12 protein-coding genes and 1 pseudogene are annotated in these 14,583 nt (G+C 74.3%); 7 read left to right on the forward strand and 6 right to left on the reverse strand.

Annotation, left to right across the window (positions count from 1 at the left end):
* Positions 1–50: 50 nt before the first annotated feature.
* The 3 genes and pseudogenes from ACF1BE_RS08050 to ACF1BE_RS08060 form a co-directional block, all read right to left on the reverse strand.
* Positions 51–1,009: pseudogene (locus tag ACF1BE_RS08050) on the reverse strand (DUF1152 domain-containing protein).
* Positions 1,010–1,277: 268 nt separating this feature from the next.
* Positions 1,278–2,642 carry an FAD-dependent oxidoreductase gene (locus tag ACF1BE_RS08055; protein ID WP_392198112.1) on the reverse strand — a complete coding sequence of 455 codons (1,365 nt, stop codon included), beginning with the start codon at positions 2,640–2,642 and terminating at the stop codon, positions 1,278–1,280.
* Positions 2,643–2,812: 170 nt separating this feature from the next.
* Positions 2,813–4,519: an NlpC/P60 family protein gene (locus ACF1BE_RS08060; RefSeq protein ID WP_392198113.1), complete on the reverse strand. Its 1,707-nt coding sequence runs from the start codon at positions 4,517–4,519 to the stop codon at positions 2,813–2,815.
* A 360-nt stretch (positions 4,520–4,879) separates the two neighbouring features.
* On the opposite strand from ACF1BE_RS08060, the gene ACF1BE_RS08065 reads away from it, so the two are divergent.
* Positions 4,880–6,958, forward strand: coding sequence for a DUF1996 domain-containing protein (locus ACF1BE_RS08065; RefSeq protein WP_392198238.1), 2,079 nt, complete (start codon positions 4,880–4,882; stop codon positions 6,956–6,958).
* A 144-nt stretch (positions 6,959–7,102) separates the two neighbouring features.
* Positions 7,103–7,741 carry a GNAT family N-acetyltransferase gene (locus ACF1BE_RS08070; protein ID WP_392198114.1) on the forward strand — a complete coding sequence of 213 codons (639 nt, stop codon included), beginning with the start codon at positions 7,103–7,105 and terminating at the stop codon, positions 7,739–7,741.
* A 24-nt stretch (positions 7,742–7,765) separates the two neighbouring features.
* On the opposite strand, the gene ACF1BE_RS08075 is transcribed toward ACF1BE_RS08070, so the two are convergent.
* Positions 7,766–8,458, reverse strand: coding sequence for a lipoprotein (locus tag ACF1BE_RS08075; protein WP_392198115.1), 693 nt, complete (start codon positions 8,456–8,458; stop codon positions 7,766–7,768).
* A 229-nt stretch (positions 8,459–8,687) separates the two neighbouring features.
* Here ACF1BE_RS08075 and ACF1BE_RS08080 point away from each other — a divergent pair, with 229 nt between their 5' ends.
* Complete coding sequence (locus tag ACF1BE_RS08080) at positions 8,688–10,016, forward strand: lipase family protein (RefSeq protein ID WP_392198116.1); 1,329 nt, start codon at positions 8,688–8,690, stop codon at positions 10,014–10,016.
* Between the two features lie 6 nt (positions 10,017–10,022).
* Here ACF1BE_RS08080 and ACF1BE_RS08085 read toward each other — a convergent pair whose 3' ends face one another.
* Positions 10,023–10,664, reverse strand: coding sequence for a class I SAM-dependent methyltransferase (locus ACF1BE_RS08085; protein WP_392198117.1), 642 nt, complete (start codon positions 10,662–10,664; stop codon positions 10,023–10,025).
* Positions 10,665–10,788: 124 nt separating this feature from the next.
* Between ACF1BE_RS08085 and ACF1BE_RS08090 the strand changes: the two genes are divergently transcribed.
* Positions 10,789–11,247: a flavodoxin family protein gene (locus ACF1BE_RS08090; protein ID WP_392198118.1), complete on the forward strand. Its 459-nt coding sequence runs from the start codon at positions 10,789–10,791 to the stop codon at positions 11,245–11,247.
* A gap of 115 nt (positions 11,248–11,362) precedes the next feature.
* Here ACF1BE_RS08090 and ACF1BE_RS08095 read toward each other — a convergent pair whose 3' ends face one another.
* On the reverse strand, positions 11,363–11,542 hold the full coding sequence (locus tag ACF1BE_RS08095) for a hypothetical protein (RefSeq protein ID WP_392198119.1): 180 nt from the start codon (positions 11,540–11,542) through the stop codon (positions 11,363–11,365).
* Between the two features lie 985 nt (positions 11,543–12,527).
* Here ACF1BE_RS08095 and ACF1BE_RS08100 point away from each other — a divergent pair.
* The 3 genes from ACF1BE_RS08100 to ACF1BE_RS08110 all read left to right on the forward strand — a co-directional run bounded on the left by ACF1BE_RS08100 (position 12,528) and on the right by ACF1BE_RS08110 (position 14,576).
* Positions 12,528–12,779, forward strand: coding sequence for a hypothetical protein (locus ACF1BE_RS08100; protein WP_392198120.1), 252 nt, complete (start codon positions 12,528–12,530; stop codon positions 12,777–12,779).
* Between the two features lie 824 nt (positions 12,780–13,603).
* Positions 13,604–13,729 (forward strand): hypothetical protein, encoded by a 126-nt coding sequence (locus tag ACF1BE_RS08105; RefSeq protein WP_392198121.1) that lies wholly within the window; start codon positions 13,604–13,606, stop codon positions 13,727–13,729.
* Positions 13,730–13,826: 97 nt separating this feature from the next.
* Positions 13,827–14,576, forward strand: coding sequence for a hypothetical protein (locus ACF1BE_RS08110; RefSeq protein ID WP_392198122.1), 750 nt, complete (start codon positions 13,827–13,829; stop codon positions 14,574–14,576).
* The last annotated feature ends 7 nt before the right edge of the window (positions 14,577–14,583 follow it).

The following is a 14,583-nucleotide window of genomic DNA, read 5'->3' on the forward strand; positions in this document are numbered from 1 at the left end:
GCCCGCCCGACCATCCGCTCAGGGGCGGGCCCCGTTCACCCCGCCGGGGCTCAGTGCGGGAACACCCGGGGCTGCCGCTGCCGGGGCACCTCGTCGTGGAACGCGGCGACGACCGAGCTGATCTGACGCATGAGGACGGTGCCCTCCAGCCGGCCGAGACAGGGATCGGCGTGCGCCAGGGCGGGCAGGTCGACACAGAGGTACAGCGCCATCAGCGGGTTGACGAACAGCTCGCTGCCGCGCGTGCGTTCGGTGAACCGCACGTCGCCGAAGTCTCCGCGCCCGGCTACGGCGACGGATCCGTGCACGATGCTCGGACGGCTCGTGTGGCAGCGCTGGGCGTGCGCCACCGCGTCGAGGTAGGCGGCGCCCTCCGCGCTGTCGCGGGGCAGCGAGAACGCGCCCAGGCAGCCGCCGTCGCGGTCCAGGGCGGCCAGGTTCTCCAGGACCAAAGAGTGGTTGACGCCGCGTCCACTCCGAAGCCCAGGCAGGCCACCAGCCGCTGCGGGACCTCCGTGAGCCCGGCGACGGCGGCCAGGATCGCCATGTCCTCCTCGGGGGTGCCCGGACCGTGTTCGTCGCCGCGCATCAGGATGTCGGTGCCGCCGTCCACCAGCACGACCGCGTCCACCCCGCCCAGGTGCGCGAGGAGCGCCCGGTAGGCGGCGCGCAGCGGCTCCACGCCGGTGAGGGGGAAGGCGTACACGGTGTCGGGCAGGTCCTGGGACCGCAGCCACCGGGCGAGCGCGCGCCCGGGGAAGCAGTCGCCGCGCAGCGGGGTGTCCGGGCGGACGGCGGCGACGTCCTCCGCGACCCAGCTGTCCGGGCCGAGGCCGTACCGGTCGGCGAAGGACAGGTCGGCCAGCGACACGTCCTTGCCGGCCGATCGCGGCGCGAGGGCGAGGGGCAGCCCCGCGCAGACGTCGAAGCCGCCGCCGGCCCCGGCGACGAGCACGCGACGGGCCTCGCGCAGGCGGCCGAAGAGGGCGGGCTCGGACAGGGAGAACACCGCAGGACCCTGACAGGGCCGTTACCGGGGGCCGGCGGACTTTTCCCGGGCTCCGCCCCGCCCGCCCACCCCGACCGTCCGCCGGGCTCTCGCGCGTCCCTCGGGCCGCGGCATCCGCCGGCCGGCGCGGGAGCGGCGGGGACCCGCGCGGCCCCTTCGCCCGGCGGCTGCCGTCGGTGCCGTCGCGGGAGCGGTCCGCCGTCCGGCCGGGGGCCGGACGGCGCGGGGGCCGGTGCGCCGGCCCCGATGAACCCGGCCGGGTGCGGCCTTACGCGCCGCTGGCCCGCAGCATGTCCTCACGCTCGACGATCTTCACCCGCTCGCGGCTCTGCGGCTCGCCCAGGGCGCGCTCGGCGGCGTCCAGCCGGTACCAGCCCTCCCAGGTGGTGAAGCGGACGTCGCGCTCGGTGAGGAAGGCGTCGACGGCCTCCGGCTCGGGCGTGGCCGGGGTGTCCAGGCGGCCGTTCGCGTAGTCGTCCAGGAGGTTGGCCACGGTCTCGTTGGCGTCGCCCTTGGTGTGGCCGATCAGACCGACGGGGCCGCGCCGGATCCAGCCGGTGACGTAGGCGGACGGCAGAGGGGTGCCGCCTTCCTCGATCACCCGGCCGCCCTTGTCGGGGACGGTGCCGGAGTCGATGTCCCAGGGCAGCTTGGGCAGCTTCTCGGAGAGGTAGCCGACCGCGCGGTAGACCGCCGTGACGTCCCAGTCCTTGAACTCGCCGGTGCCCTTGACGTTGCCGGTGCCGTCCAGGGTGGTGCGCTCGGTGCGCAGGCCGACGACCCTGCCGTCCTCGCCGAGGATCTCCGCCGGCGACTCGAAGAAGTGCAGGAACAGCTTGTGCGGGCGGTTGCCGACGTCCCGGATCGCCCAGTTCTCCAGGGTCTTGGCGACCATGTCGGCCTGCTTGTTGCCACGGCGGGTCTCGATCGAGCCCTCGTCGTAGTCGATGTCCTCGGGGTCGACGATGACCTCGATGTTCGGGGAGTGGTCCAGCTCGCGCAGCTCCATCGGGCTGAACTTCGCCTGCGCCGGGCCACGGCGGCCGAACACGTGGATCTCCACGGCCTTGTTGGCCTTGAGACCGTCATAGACGTTCGGCGGGATCTCGGTCGGCAGCAACTCGTCGGCGGTCTTGGCCAGGATGCGGGCGACGTCGAGGGCGACGTTGCCGACACCGAGCACGGCGACCTTCTCGGCCTCCAGCGGCCAGGTGCGCGGGACGTCCGGGTGGCCGTCGTACCAGGAGACGAAGTCGGCGGCGCCGTAGGAGCCGTCCAGTTCGATGCCGGGTATCGACAGGTCACGGTCGGCCATGGCGCCGGTGGAGAAGATCACCGCGTCGTAGAAGGCGCGCAGGTCGTCCAGGCTGATGTCGGTCGGGTAGTCGACGTTGCCGAACAGGCGGATCTGCGGCTTGTCGAGCACCTGGTGCAGGGCGGTGATGATGCCCTTGATGCGCGGGTGGTCGGGCGCGACGCCGTACCGGATCAGGCCGAACGGGGCGGGCATTCGCTCGAAGAGGTCGATGGACACACCGGGGTCGGCGGCCACCTCGGACTTGAGCAGGGCATCGGCGGCGTAGATCCCGGCGGGGCCGGCTCCGACGATGGCTACCCGCAGGGGGCGCGGCATGATCAGGTTCCCTTCGAGTGTGAACGGCGACTCGAACAGGAAGCCTAAACTAAGGCAGACCTAACCAGGTACAGGGGTCCGGCCTATGACCTCATAAGGCGATCTTATGGGGTGTCGAGGCCCGGCTTATGGGCCGGGTACCGAAGACCCGACCCACCCGTCACTCCGGGTCACGCGGGCCGGACGACGCGGTGGATCGCCGCCTCCCCGGCCCCGTAGACCGACTCCTCGCGGATGGTCGACCCCGGCCCCGGGGCGTGCACCATCATCCCGTCACCGACGTAGAGACCCACATGCCGGTCGTCGTCGAAGAAGAGCACGAGGTCACCCGGTTCCGCACCGGCCACCGCGACGGGGGTGCCCGCCAGGGCCTGCTCGTGCGCCGCGCGCGGCAGCATGACTCCGGCGGCCCTCCACGCGGCCTGGACGAGGCTGGAGCAGTCGTACGAACCCGGCCCGGTCGCGCCCCATACGCACGGCCTCCCGACCTGCGCCCGAGCGAACGCGATCGCCTTGGCGGCGCGCAGGGCCCGGGAGCCGGTGCCGATGCCGGCGACGCCGACGGACGTGGATGCGGCCGGGTGGGGGTACGAGCCCGTGTCCGCTGCGGAGGTGGCCGGGTACGCGTACGAGCCCGTGTCCGCTGCGGAGGTGGCCGGGTACGCGTACGAGCCCGTGTCCGCTGCGGAGGCGGACGTCGTCATGCCGGGGGCCGTCATGGCCGGGTAACTGCTCGTGCCGGCCGCCGGGAATGCCGCGACGGGGAGAGCGTCGGCGGTCTGCGTCACGGCGGGCGCCGCCATGGCCGGAACGTCGGGCACGGCCGCCGCTGACGGCGTCTCGGGCAACGGCGGAACACCGGGCGCCGCCGTTGACGTGGCCCAGTGAGGCGGCTGGGCGCCGGTGTTCCACCCTGCCTGCGTGAACGCGGGCCGGACGGGGTCGGTGGTCAGCGCGGGTCGGGAGGTGTACCGGGTGAGCAGGTCGCGGGCCGCGGTGAGTTTGCGCCGGCTGTCAGCCTTGGACACGGTGGGGGAGGGGCGACCCGGCGCGGCGCCGGGCAGCGGTCTGGGGATCTGGACCGGGTTCGCCTGGGCGGTGGGCGGCGCGGCGGCCGGGAGCAGGGCCGTCCCGGCGGCGCCGACACCGGCCGGCGCCTGCTCCGCGAAGTCCGGCAGGCCCACCGAGCCGCCTGCCATCGCCAGTTCGGGCATACTCCGGCCGGTCGCTTCGACGGTCATCAAGTCGAGGTGACCGAGCTGGCGTTGAGGCAGTGCCGTGTTGGGCAGTTCCTGTCCGCCTTCCAGCATCGCCGCCGACCGGCCTACCGCACCGACCGCCACCGGCCCGCCCGTCGCGTGCCCGCCGCCCGGCACGCCGGTGCCCTCGGCCGACCACGGATTGCCGGCGGATCCACCCGTCAGCTCGCCCAGCGCCTGCCCGCCGCCCGGCTGGACCCCCGAACTCCCCACCGGCAACGCGCCGATCGCGCCTCCCGCCCCCCGCTCCAACGCCCTGGGCGGGTGGGCCGAGGGCCCCGGGGGCAAGGCCTCCCGAACGCCGCCTGCCAGGTCACCGTCCCCGTCGCGGCCCTGGGGACGCGTCGGGACGGTCGGGCGGTCGGGCAAACGGTCGGGGGGCAGTAGGGCGGGGACGGTCGGGCCGAGCTTGGCACGGGCCGCGTCGAACCACTGCCGGGCCATCGTGTCCAGCGCCGGCTCCGGGCGCCGGCCCGTCCGCTTGGCCAACGGGACGCCCCGCGAACGCCGCTGGGCGGCCATGGCCCGGGTCGCGTTGAAGTTCCCGGTCGCGTTCTCGGCCTGGTCATAGAGCGACTCGATCCGTTGGCGAACCTCGTCGCGGCTCTCCGGCGCCATGGAAGACGTGCTCCTTCCTCGCCCCGCAGGGCAGTTGGGCCGCTCGCCGGTACCGAGCCGGCCGGGCCGAGCGTCAACCTAGCCAACGTGTGTACCTCGTGTGAAGGTTGAGGCGTGGAATGTCCGATACGTATTTGTGATGTTCGCGATGACGTTCGAGTGGGAAAAGGCGGGTCTCATGGTTTCCTGTGAGACTCCGGTGAATCTGCGATTCCGTTGAACGCGACGGCCTCGCCCTCCGTATGAAGCCGGGGAACTCCATGCCCGACCGGCGAGCACACACAGGGGACGACCTTGGTACGCAACAGGCGCAGACGTCCGACCGGCGCACGACGCGCGACTCTCGCGGCGCTCGCCCTGATGCTGGGCGGAGCCGGCTTGGCCGCGGCGAACGTCTACGCCTCGGCCGGCGAGGGCTGGGGCGACGGATCCGGCACGGACTCCACCGGACGCGTGCTGTCCACGGGCATGGCGACGATCGACTGCCCCGATGTCGGCAGCCGGCTGACGGCTGTCCCGGACGCGGCGCGCCCGGACGTCGACCGTGAACTCGCCCTGCTCGACCAGCAGACCGCGGCGGCTTACCGGCAACTCCAGCAGTGGGGAAGCGGCGGTGGCCAGGACACCGGATCCACCACGGACGCGATCACGAATCCGCTGAAGGAGAAGCGGTCCGCCTCCATCGGACGCATCACCGACGCCCTCGGCCGGGCGGGGGAGCACCCGCGGGGCCTGGACGACCTGGCCGCCTGCACCTTGCGCCCCGGCGACACCGGCCGGCCCACGGCCGGCCCGAGCGGTACCGGCCAGGGGCAGGACGGTACCGGGCAGGGCCAGGGGGAGGGTCAGGGCCAGAACGGGGCCGGTCAGGCCGGCAACGGGCCCGTCGTCTCCGACTACGCGGACATCACCGCCGTACAACCCGACGCGGCCGCCACGCCCCCAGGGGCCGACGCCTCGCGCGGCACCTTCACCTCCGACTGCGGCGTCAACGCCAACGGCCTGTTCAACTCGGACAACGTCATCGTCGCCCCCGGCGTCTCCAACGGCGCCCACCACTTCCACGACTACGTCGGCAACCAGGGCAACAACGCCTTCGCCGGCGACGACGACCTGGCGAAGGCCGCCACGAGCTGTGTCGACCAGGGCGACAGGTCCACGTACTACTGGCCGGTGCTGCGCCTGCAGAACGGCAGGCAGGAGCGGGACGCGGGCGCCCCGGGCGGCGGTACGGAGGGCAACGCCGGCCAGATCGTCACCCCCAAGGCGGTGACGCTGACGTTCGTCGGCAACCCGCGTGACAAGGTCACCGCCATGCCGCGCCTGCTGCGCATCATCACCGGCGACGCCAAGGCCTTCGTCAACGGTCCCGGCAACGCCAACGCGTCCTGGAGCTGCACCGGTTACGAGAACCGGCAGCTGAAGGACAAGTATCCGCTGTGTCCGCAGGGCAGCGACGTGGTGCGCACCTTCCGGTTCCAGAGCTGCTGGGACGGCCGCAACACCGACAGCGCCAACCACCGCACCCACGTCGCCTTCGCGACCGTCGACGGTTCGTGCCCGGCCGGTTTCCGCCCCATACCGCAGCTGGTGCAGCGCATCGTCTACGGCGTCGCCGCACCGAGCCTCGCGGACGGCGGCCGTACGGTCCCCCTGTTCGCGGTGGACTCCTTCCCCGAGCAGCTGCACAAGCCCGTCACCGACCACGGTGACTTCATCAACGTCTTCGACGAGGACCTGATGCGCGAGATGGTCGACTGCATCAACTCCGGCCGCGCGTGCGGCCCGTCCGGAGAAGGCGGCGGCAGCGGAGGTGACGGCGACAGCGGCACCGGCACCGGCGGTGACGGTGCGACCGAGGCGCCCGCGACGCCCACGGCGGATCCCGGCGGCCCGGGTGTGACCGCGGCGCCCACGGCGACCTCCGGGTCCCCGGCGACCGCCGCCCCCGGTCACGGCACCACGGCCGAACCCGGCGGGAATCCCGCCACCGAACCCGGCGAGGGCCCCGCCACCGAACCCGGCGGGGATCCCGCCACGGAGCCCGGCGGAAGCGCCACCTCCGCGCCGAGGCCGTCGGCCTCCCGTCCCGCCGAGGCGCCGAGGACCGAGGCGACCACCGCGCCGGCCCGCACCACCAAGCAGGACGGGGCAGGTGCCGCCGGCGGAGACGGCCGGGCGGGCGGGGCCGCTCCGGCCGGTTCCACCCCTTCCCGTTCCACGTCGGCCCGGCCGGCCCCGTCCGCGCCCGCGTCCTCGGCGTCGGACCGGGCCACCGCCGCCGCGTACGTCCCGCCCGTGACCGCCCAGACCCCGCCCCGAGCGGCCGGGGGCGGTCTGGCGGAGACCGGGGCCCAGCTGTGGCCCGCGGCCCTCGGCACGCTGCTCGCCCTGTCGGGCCTGTTCATGCTGATCCGCGCCCGCCGCCTGCCCTACTGACCCCGGCCACCCACGGCGAGCGGCACCTGACGACACCGGTCCGGCAGCCCCTACGGCGGCCCCCCTCCACCCCGAGGGGGCCGCCGCGCCACACGCTCACCAATTCTCTTGTGAGAGCGCTCCCAACGCGTCCAGGATGCCGGTGTGTCTTCTCTCCCTCCGCATCCCGCACCCGCGATCCGCCCCTACCGCCCCGCCGACCGCGAAGCCGTGGCCGACGTCTGTGTCCGCACGGCGCACAACGGTGGCGACTCCCGGTCGGTCTACCCCGACCTGAGGCTCATGCCGGCGCTCTTCGCCGAGCCGTACGTCCACTTCGACCCGGACCTCGCCTTCGTGCTGGACGACGGAACGGGCCGGGCGGTGGGTTACATCGTCGGGACCGCGGACACCGAGGCCTTCGTCAGGGACTTCCGGCAGGCCTGGATCCCCCGGCTGGCCGGCCGCTATCCCGAGCCCACCGCGCCGCCCCGCACGCCCACCGAGGAGATGGTCCACCTCCTGCACCGGCCGGAGCGGATGCTCGTACCCGAACTCGCCGGCTATCCCGCCCATCTGCACATCGACCTGCTGCCGGACTGGCAGCGGCGGGGCTACGGCCGCGGGTTGCTGCACGCCTTCCTGGCCGCCCTGTGCGGGCGGGGCGTGCGGGCGGTCCATCTCGGCATGGTCACCGCCAACACGGCCGCCCGCGCGTTCTACGACCGGCTCGGATTCCACGTGATCCCGGTCGCGGACGCCGGCCCCCTCACCTACCTGGGACGGGAAACGGCCGTGCACTGAGCGCGCCGCGGGACGACGCGGCCCTCAGGCGAGTTCGAGGGTCCGCTTCGCGAGGTCGTAGGCGGGCCGCATCTCCTCGTGCTCCTGGGTGTCCATGCCGCCGAGGTGCAGGACGACCGGCCCGTCGGGCGTGCTGACCGCGAAGGCGCTCTCCTTCTTGGTCTCCTCCAGCAGTTTGCTGGTGTAGAGGTACTCCACCTCCACGGCGGAGACGCCACCGCCGGTCGTGAAGGAGTGGTACTTCGCCTTGCTGACGTCGTCCTCCGCGGCGACGAACGCGCGCAGCACGCCGCCGGCGTCGGCATCGCCCGTCCTGCCGGTCCACACGCGCAGGAAGCCGATGTTTCCGGCGGGCTTGGCGTCGATCTCGCAGGCCGCGGTGACCGGCCCCTGCCGGAGGAGGCTGTCGGCGAGCGCCCCGCCGAGGTCGTCGTCGGGCTTCTCCGACGCCTCGGACAGCTCTTTCCGGGCGTCGATCGACTTGGCCTTCCAGTGCCGGGCGATGTCGAACGTGACGGGCAGTTCGCAGGCGGAACCCGTGGCGCCGATCGTGTCGCCGCCCGGACTCGTCCTGGCCGGCGCCGACGCCGGCGTGCCGGAGGTGCCGGGCCGGCCCTTGCCGCCCGTCCCGCCCGACCCGGCGCATCCGCCGAGCGCCGTCGCCAGCAGGGCCGTCCCCACCGCCATGCCCACCGCTGTGCTCCGCACGATCCCCATGACCCCCACCTTGACCTGCACCTGCGTCTCCCCACTGTTCGGCGGGTCACTGTAGCCGAGCGGCCGGACAGCGGCCCGCCGGATGAGCGCCGGAGCCCTTGCTGACAACAAGTCGACATTACCCAACCGTGACCTCCATGAGGCTACCGCCGGTAACTTACTCAGAAGTAAGGTCCGTGCCAGCCACTCCGGAACCCCCTGCCCCACCCTGCCGCCCAGGAGGTCCGCCATGTCCGTGCGCACCCGTGTGCCCGCAGCCCTCGCGATCGCCGTCGCCGCCTGCCTCGGCGCCCAGACCGCCGCCGCACTCCCCGCCGAAGCCACGGACACCGTCGTGTCCCGCGGCGTCACCATCCCCGCCTTCTACACCCCGCCCAGCGCGCTGCCCGCCGCCGACGGTGCCCTCGTCCGCAGCGAGCGGCTGCCGCTAGCGCTGAGCCTGCCGGGCCTCGACGGACCCCTGCCCGGCCGCGCCACCCGGCTGATGTACAAGTCGACCGACTCCGCGGGGCAGCCGGTCGCGGTGACCGGTGCCTACCTGGAACCGGCCGCCGCGTGGAAGCACGGCGGACCACGCCCACTGGTCGCGCTGGCCCCCGGCACGATGGGCCAGGGCGACCAGTGCGCCGCCTCACTCGGCCTCGAACACCCGCTGACCCTCAACGGCCGTACGGTGTCCGTCGGTTACGAAGACCTGGCGATCTACCGCCTGCTCGCCGAGGGGGTGGCCGTCGTCGTCACCGACTACGCCGGACTCGGCACGACCGACAGACTGCACACGTACGTGAACCGGCTCGACGGCGCCCACGCCGTGCTGGACGCGGTCCGCGCGGCACGGAACCTGGAGGGCGCCTCGGTCACGGAGGCCTCGCCCGTCGGGCTGTACGGCTACAGCCAGGGGGGCGGTGCGACCGCCGCCGCGGCCGAACTCCAGCCGTCCTACGCCCCCGACATCACCCTGGCCGGCACCTACTCCGGGGCACCGCCCGCCGATCTCGCCAAGGTGACCGAGGCGATCGACGGCAGCGACCTGGCCGGCGCCCTCGGCTGGGCGGTCAACGGCTTCCTCGAGTCCGACCCGGCGCTCAGGCCGATCGCCGACAGGCACCTGAACGCGGCGGGCAGGGCCGCGCTGGCCGACCTGTCCACGATGTGCGTCGGCGACGCGATCCTCTCCTACAACTCCGCGCACAGCACCGCCTGGACGACCGACGGGTCCTCCCTCGCCGACGTCGTCGCAGCCGAGCCCGCACTGCGGGACTTCCTCGACCGCCAGCGCATCGGCACGGCGAGGCCCACCGGTCCGGTCCGGGTGGCGACGGGGATCAACGACGACCTCGTCCCGCACGCGCAGGCCCGACGGCTGGCCGTCGACTGGTGCCGCAAGGGCGCCGACGTCACCTATGTGCCCGTCGCCGCAGCCCCCTTGGGCCGTGCCCTGCTCAACCACTTCGCGCCGCTGCTGGCCGACCAGGGCGACGCCGTCGACTGGCTCACCGACCGGCTCGCGGGCCGGCCCGCCGGCTCCACCTGCCGGTTGCTGCCCCTGCAGCCCTGACCGGCGTCACGGCGCCGCGCGCCGGGCGTGCAGGAACAGGTGAGGCTCCGGTACGGCGTCGGGGTGGGCCGGGGTGAACACGGCGTGGTCCTCGGCCAGTACCGTCAGGCCCGCCCGGGTCACCAGGTCCCTGAAGGCGCCGGCGGCGAAGCTCGTCACCCGTACCGGCTGCCCCATGAAGAACCCCGCGACGTCCTCCACGTCGAGGGGGACGGTGGCCAGTGCGGCCAGTCCGCCGGGCCGCACGGCGCGGGCCAGCTTCGCCACGACGGCGGCCTGCTCGGCGCGGGACATCTGGAGCAGCGGGAAGTACGCGCACACGGCGTCGAACGACGCCTCGTCCAGAGGCAGTTCACGGATGTCGGCGAGGCGGAAGTCCGCCGCGGGCACCTGCCGGGCGGCCAGCTCCGTCATCACCGGGGAGACATCCACGCCCAGCACCCGGTGCCCGGCCTCCGTGAGGGTCTGCGCGGTCGGCCGTCCCGTCCCGCTGCCCACGTCCAGCACCCTGCCGCCCGGTTCCAGCCGCTCCAGCAGCCACCGCAGCGACGACCGGTGCGGCTCGGACGCGGCGAACGCCTCCTCGTAGGCGACACCCAGCGCGTCGAAGACCTCGGCGGCCGGTGCCGGGCGATCGTCCTTCGCCACCACGTCCCCTTCCGTCGCCGAGTGCGGGCTGCCGGACACCGTCCTACCCCCGGCGGGTGTCCGTGACGCCTGCCGGCACCCGGGCGTTTGCGAGCAGCGGCAGGCGCACGGCAGGGTGCGGGGCGTGCCTACCTTGCTGATCGTCCATCACACGCCGTCACCGAACTGCCAGGCGCTGCTCGAAGCCGTGGTGGCGGGCGCGACGACACCCGAGATCGAGGGCGTCCGCGTCGTGCGCCGGGCAGCCCTGTCCGCCACGGTTTCCGACGTGCTCGAAGCCGACGGCTACCTGCTCGGCACGCCCGCGAACCTGGGCTACATGTCCGGCGCCCTGAAACACTTCTTCGACCAGATCTACTACCCCTGTCTGGACGAGACCCGGGGCCGGCCGTTCGGCTACTACGTCCACGGCGGCAACGACGTCACCGGAGCCGTCCGCGCCGTCGAGGCCGTCACCACCGGTCTCGCCTGGCGCCGGGCGGCCGACGCGGTGACCGTCACCGGTGAGCCGGGCAAGGGCGACACGCAGGCGTGCTGGGAGTTGGGAGCCACGCTCGCGGCGGGCCTGATGCCGGACGGCTGAGGTGTGTCCGGCGCCGGCCGCGCGGCCGGTGGAGTGATCCTCGTGCGGTTGCGCACCGTGACCGGCGTGGGCCGGAGCGCGCCGTCAAGCCGCTCTGTTAGTCCTGTTCGTGTGTTCATAGGACTATCAGGGAGGTGCTGGCGTGGCCCACGGGGCACGTCTCGCCGTGGTCCTGCCGCTGCTCGCGGCCGTGTCCGGCGGACCGGTCGACCGCGCCGTCGCCGACGGTGCGGGAAGCCACGGGCTCGCCCTGGAGGTCGACGTCGACACCCGGCCGGGTACCGGGGCGACCCACCCCGGCATCCGCGTCGGCCACCCGCTGGTGAAGACGTACCGACTGGTCAACCGCACCGGAGCCGACCTGTACGACGTACGGCTGAACGACCCGGGGCTGCCGGACGCCAGGATCCGCTGCCCCGGCGGCGACGACCACCTGCCGATGCTCCGCGGCCTGGACTCGGCCACCTGCACCGCCTGGGCCACCGCCCGCGAGGGCACCTGGATCGCCGACGTCACGGCCGTCGGCCGCATCCCCTCCCTCGGCCGGCAGTCCTGGGCCACAGCCCGGTCCGGATACGCCGGCGTCGGCGGCCGGCCGGCGCTGTCCGAGACGATCGAGACCCAGGTGGAGGTACCGGGCCGGCCGCTGGCCCCCGGCCCGGTCACCGTGCTCTACGACGTGTCCAACACCGGCAACCGCACGGTGTTCGACCTCCGGCTCACCGATCCCGTGCTCCAGCCGCCCGGCATCGTCTGCCCGGCCGGCGACGACACCGTCCCGAGCCTCGAACCCGGGGACTCCGTGCGCTGCCGGGCGACCGTGGAACGGCCCCCCGGCCAGTACTTCAGTGAGGGGCACCTGACCGGGACCGACCGGCTCAGCACCCTCCGGCCCGACGGCTGCCCGAAGCGGCCGCCGCTGCTGACGGCCGACGCGTCGGGCTCGTTCACGCTGTACCCGCCCCCGCCACCACCGCTCCCGGTACCACCGCCCCCCGCCCCGGCACCCTCCGCACCCCCCGCGATCCCCCCTGCCGCTCCTCCGCCCCCGGCCCCGCCCGCCGTCCCCGCTCCGCCCCCGGCGCCCCCGGTCCTGCCCGTGCCCCCCGGCGTCACCTTCCCCCCACCACCACCCCTGCCACCCCCCGGCGGGCCCGCGCCCGTACCCGGCGTCCTCGCTCCCGGCACGGCGCCGGGTACGGCCGCGGGCCCGTCGGGGGCCGCTGCGGGGGTTGGGGCTGGGGGTGCCGTAGCTGGGGCCGCGGCCGGAGCGGCGGCGGGTGTGGGTACGGCTGCAGGGGCGGGGGCTGGGGCTGGGGCTGGGGCGGGGGCTGGAGCTGCGGCCGTGGCTGGGGCCGGAGCGGCGGCAGGTGCGGGTGCGGGAGCGGGTACGGCTGCAGGGGCAGGGGCTGGAGCTGGGGCTGGGGCAGGTGCTGGAGTTGCGGCTGGTGCTGGTGCTGGTGCTGGTGCTGGAGTTGCGGCTGGTGCTGGTGCTGGGGCAGGTGCCGCTGCCGGAGGTGGGGTTGGGGTAGGCGCCGGGGCTGGAGCGGCCGGTGCGGGTTTCGGGGCGGGAGGTGCCGGGGCAGGGGGTGCCGGTGCCGGTGCCGGTGCCGGTGCCGGGGCGGGTGCCGGAGCGGGAGGTGCCGCACCCGGAGCGGGTGCGGGTGCCGGGGCAGGGGGTGCCGGTGCCGGGGCGGGTGCTGGAGCGGGAGGTGCCGCACCCGGAGCGGGTGCCGCGGCGGGTGCCGGGGCAGGAGGTGCCGCAGCGGGGGCGGGTGCGGGTGCCGGGGCGGGAGCTGGTGGTGCTGCTGGTGCGGGCGGCGCGGGGGCGGTTGGCGTTGCAGCGGGCCCGGGCGCGGGCGCGGGCGCCGGTGCGGCAGCCGCAGGAGGAGCGGCGGCGGCCGGTGGCGGGGCGACGGCGGCCGGTGGCGGGGCGGCGGCCGGTGGCGGAGGCGCCACCGGAACCGGGGCCGCCGGCGCGGGAACGGGCGCAGCCGCCGGGGCAGGGACGGGCGCCGCGGCCGGCGCGGGTGCTGCCGCCGGGGCAGGAGAGGGCGCCACGGCCGGTGGGGGTGCTGCCGCCGGGGCAGGAGAGGGCGCCACGGCCGGTGGGGGCGGGGCCACCGGCGGTGAGGGCACCGGAGGCGAAGCAACCGGGGGCGAAGCAGCCGGCGGCCAGTCGACAGGCGGTCAGCAGACAGAGGGCCGGTCCACCGGTGGCGAGGCGACCACCGGTCAGGGAACCACCGGTCAGGGAACCACCGGTCAGGGAACCACCGGTCAGGCGACCGTGCCGGGCCAGCCACCGGGGCGGAACTCCCGGACCCCTCCCCGGCGGTCGGGCAACCCGTCCATCATGTCCCGCTTCATCAGGCCCGGCGGCGGTCCGACCGGGCTCGGCCTGCTCGCCGTGCTGTTCCTGATGCTGATCCCCGCCGCCCTCGCCGCCGCCCTCCTGGGGTCCCGGCGCATCGGCCCGTGACCGGCCGCACCATGAACCCCGCTGCCCGCCACCCGACGCCCAGCCCCCCCACTCACCCAGCCACCCCGCCGCAGAACACCGACAGGAGACCGAGTCGATGATCGAGATCTTCGCCGTCGTGCTGGGGATCGCCGTGGTCGCCGCAGGCATCGTGGTGATCCGGCATCACTACTGGCCCCCCGCCCCGGACGCGGAACCTCGTGAGGACGTCGCCGAGTACATCTCCATGATGGTCGGCGTGCTCTACGCCCTGGTGCTCGGTCTGTCGATGGTGTCCGTGTGGGAGTCCCGTTCGGGCGCCGAGGGCCACGTGCAGGCGGAGGCGAGCGCCGCCCACCAGATCCGCCTGCTGGCCGCCGGGCTACCGGCCGCGCAGGCGGAACAGACGCGCGGTGCCGTCGACCTGTACGTGCACACCGTCGTGTCCGCCGAGTGGCCCGCCATGACGAACGGGCAGCCACCGGGCCGGCGCGGCTGGGACCTGCTGAACGACCTCCGGGCCGCGAGCCAGGTCCCCGTCGACGCCACCCCGGCCCAGCAGGCCACGCTCCAGGAGTCCCTGGCCCAGCTCAGCACCCTGGACGACGCCCGGCGCGGCCGGGAGGCCGACGTCGGCAACAGTCTGTCGCCGGTGCTGTGGTTCGGGCTGATCGTCGGCGGTGTGCTGACCGTCGCCTTCATGTTCATGTTCGGGGTGCGCAGGAGCCTCACCCATGTGGTGATGGTGATGGGCCTGACGGGTCTCATCACCTTCACCGTGCTGTTGGTCTACCAGCTCAACCACCCCTTCAACGGCATGTTCGCCGTCGACTCCACCGCCTTCTCCCGCTACTTCCCCGGCGCATGAACACGAG

Source organism: Streptomyces sp. NPDC014991, from assembly GCF_043080665.1.
In the GTDB taxonomy this organism is placed as follows: Bacteria; Actinomycetota; Actinomycetes; order Streptomycetales; family Streptomycetaceae; genus Streptomyces.

Bases quoted from the DNA above. Each gene is read 5' to 3' on its own strand.
- ACF1BE_RS08055 (WP_392198112.1), bottom strand. From the start codon at position 2,642: ATGCCGCGCCCCCTGCGGGTAGCCATCGTCGGAGCCGGCCCCGCCGGG.
- ACF1BE_RS08060 (WP_392198113.1), bottom strand. From the start codon at position 4,519: ATGGCGCCGGAGAGCCGCGACGAGGTTCGCCAACGGATCGAGTCGCTC.
- ACF1BE_RS08110 (WP_392198122.1), top strand. From the start codon at position 13,827: ATGATCGAGATCTTCGCCGTCGTGCTGGGGATCGCCGTGGTCGCCGCA.
- ACF1BE_RS08065 (WP_392198238.1), top strand. From the start codon at position 4,880: ATGCTGGGCGGAGCCGGCTTGGCCGCGGCGAACGTCTACGCCTCGGCC.
- ACF1BE_RS08080 (WP_392198116.1), top strand. From the start codon at position 8,688: ATGTCCGTGCGCACCCGTGTGCCCGCAGCCCTCGCGATCGCCGTCGCC.
- ACF1BE_RS08075 (WP_392198115.1), bottom strand. From the start codon at position 8,458: ATGGGGATCGTGCGGAGCACAGCGGTGGGCATGGCGGTGGGGACGGCC.
- ACF1BE_RS08105 (WP_392198121.1), top strand. From the start codon at position 13,604: ATGTCCCGCTTCATCAGGCCCGGCGGCGGTCCGACCGGGCTCGGCCTG.